Raw genomic sequence first — 1844 nt, forward strand, 5'->3', positions numbered from 1 at the left:
CCTGGACGACGGCCTGGCGCAGCGAGCCAGCTGGTGCGTCCGGCATCTCAGCCGTGAGGGCCTTCAGTTCGTCGTCGACGGTGGTGGCATCGCGTCGGGCCAGGACTCGGCGCAAAATGCGCACCGCTTCAAAGGCATGGTAGGGGTCCTTACAAGTCAGGACAGCGGTCAGGGAACTGGGGCCGTTGTCGTGAGTCAGCAGGGCCATCACCCGGCTCTTGCTGGACGTGTGCTCACACAGGAAATCGATCGCTTGGCATACGGGCAGCGATGAAGGCATCGCGGGACTCCAAGGGAAAAGTGCTCGGCGCGCACCGGACAAGGCGGCACACGCGCACGCGGCAGGGAACCCGCTGGTGGACACGGTACGAACGCGTCCCCGGACGGTCACAAGAAGACTCGAGGAGCCAGCTGGTGCCCCCGCTACGAACGAAGACCCGGACTCGGCTCCCCCGACCCTACCCAAACCCTACGACGCCCACACCGCGAATCCGCAGAAACCACCAGCTCCGCCAACCGGTTACCCGACGCCGCCGGCACGTGGCAGATGGCAGATAGCAGGTTCTGCAGACCATTCCGTCGCTGGCACGCCCCGGGAGACTCTCGTAGCCGACTTCGGCCGGTGCTGTCCCGAAGACACTGGAACTGGCGGGCAGGGGCGGGCGGCGTGGGAGAACTGACGCTACGGACTGCTGGGTGCCGACCCCATCGGCTGGCCGGTAGGAGAGGCGGACGTGGGGCAGATCGAGCAGGGGCTGGAGCGCGCGTTGCGCACCCGGCCCGTTCCCTCAAGCACCGAGGCCCGCCTGCGGTTTCTGCTGACGACGCACCGGGGTTCCACCCAGCAGGTGGCCGCCGTGCTGGGGGTGTCACAGCGCACCGTGCAGCGGTGGGTGACAAAGAAGCCAGGAGCGCGTCGTCCCCCGGGTCCGGCGCAGGGTCTGGCGATCGAGGAAGCAGTGCTGGCTCGCTGGTAGCCCCGAGTACGGGCCCGTCGGCGTGCCCAGGCTGAGGCGGAGGGGTTCGTCTTCCATACCCGTGCGCGATTCGGGTTCGCGGCTCCGGCAGGCTCCTCGGACGATCCGCGGGTGCGGTGGATCACCCAGGATCTGCCGGGAGAGGTGGCTCGGGAACTATTCGCCGCTCGGGATGCCGGCGCGGGTGAGCAGCAGCAGACGGTGATCCTGGCCCGGGCGCTGGGGCACGCCTACTTTCGCGAGTGGGGCCGCCGGGCCCACGGGCTGCACGTGGCTTTCAGCGACGTCGAGTTCGCCGAATTCTCGATCGGCTGAGCCTGCCTCATCCAGCGCCCGCGTCAGGGGTCAGGGGCGCGAGGGTTTGGCGCGCCTGGCTGGTACTGCTTCGTACCTCTCGGCTTCCTGCCGCTCGCGCCAGTCCCACTCCACACGGCCGACGGGGCCTTGGCGGCGAGCCGCGGGCGGCTGGGGCGGGCGCAGCCTGGCTATCTCCGCCACGCGCAGCAGGGGCGTACGGTCGCCTGGCGCGGCGAGCAGCTCCTGGTCCTCGCCGGAGACGAGCCGGGTGAAGCAGGCCGCGGCCCGCAGGAAGATGCTCGCCCAGGGCGGTACGGGGTGGGTGGCGCAGCCGTCGGTGTAGCGGGTGCGGTCGTGCAGGGCGAGCGTGACTGCGGTGGTGTCGTAGTCGCTAGGGCGTGCGGTGGCGAGTTGCTGGAGGGAGGCACCGGTGAACAGTGCGGCGGCGATAGCTGCGGCCAGGTGAGGATGTGCGGTCGCCGCGTGCAGGCGGTGGGTGACCTTCTGGGCGGTGTGGGCGGTGAGAGGCGGGGGCGGTGGGCGGTGCCGCCAGACGATTGGCGGCGGCGT

2 protein-coding genes and 2 pseudogenes are annotated in these 1844 nt (G+C 70.1%); 2 read left to right on the forward strand and 2 right to left on the reverse strand.

What is annotated here, in order from left to right; translation table 11 throughout:
• The coding region (locus AC07DW_RS34255; RefSeq protein ID WP_478861497.1) for a hypothetical protein at positions 1-280 on the reverse strand (280 nt) is incomplete at its 3' end.
• Between the two features lie 454 nt (positions 281-734).
• On the opposite strand from AC07DW_RS34255, the gene AC07DW_RS34260 reads away from it, so the two are divergent.
• Both AC07DW_RS34260 and tpg read left to right on the forward strand, forming a co-directional pair.
• The gene (locus AC07DW_RS34260; protein ID WP_478861498.1) at positions 735-977 is read left to right on the forward strand and encodes a helix-turn-helix domain-containing protein; all 243 of its coding nucleotides are present in this window, start codon (positions 735-737) and stop codon (positions 975-977) included.
• Positions 978-989: 12 nt separating this feature from the next.
• Positions 990-1292: pseudogene (gene tpg / locus AC07DW_RS34265) on the forward strand (telomere-protecting terminal protein Tpg); the annotation flags it as partial.
• 30 nt (positions 1293-1322) lie between these two features.
• Here tpg and AC07DW_RS34270 read toward each other — a convergent pair.
• A pseudogene (locus AC07DW_RS34270) lies at positions 1323-1844 on the reverse strand (hypothetical protein); the annotation flags it as partial.

This window comes from Streptomyces sp. NPDC045701 (assembly GCF_056432045.1).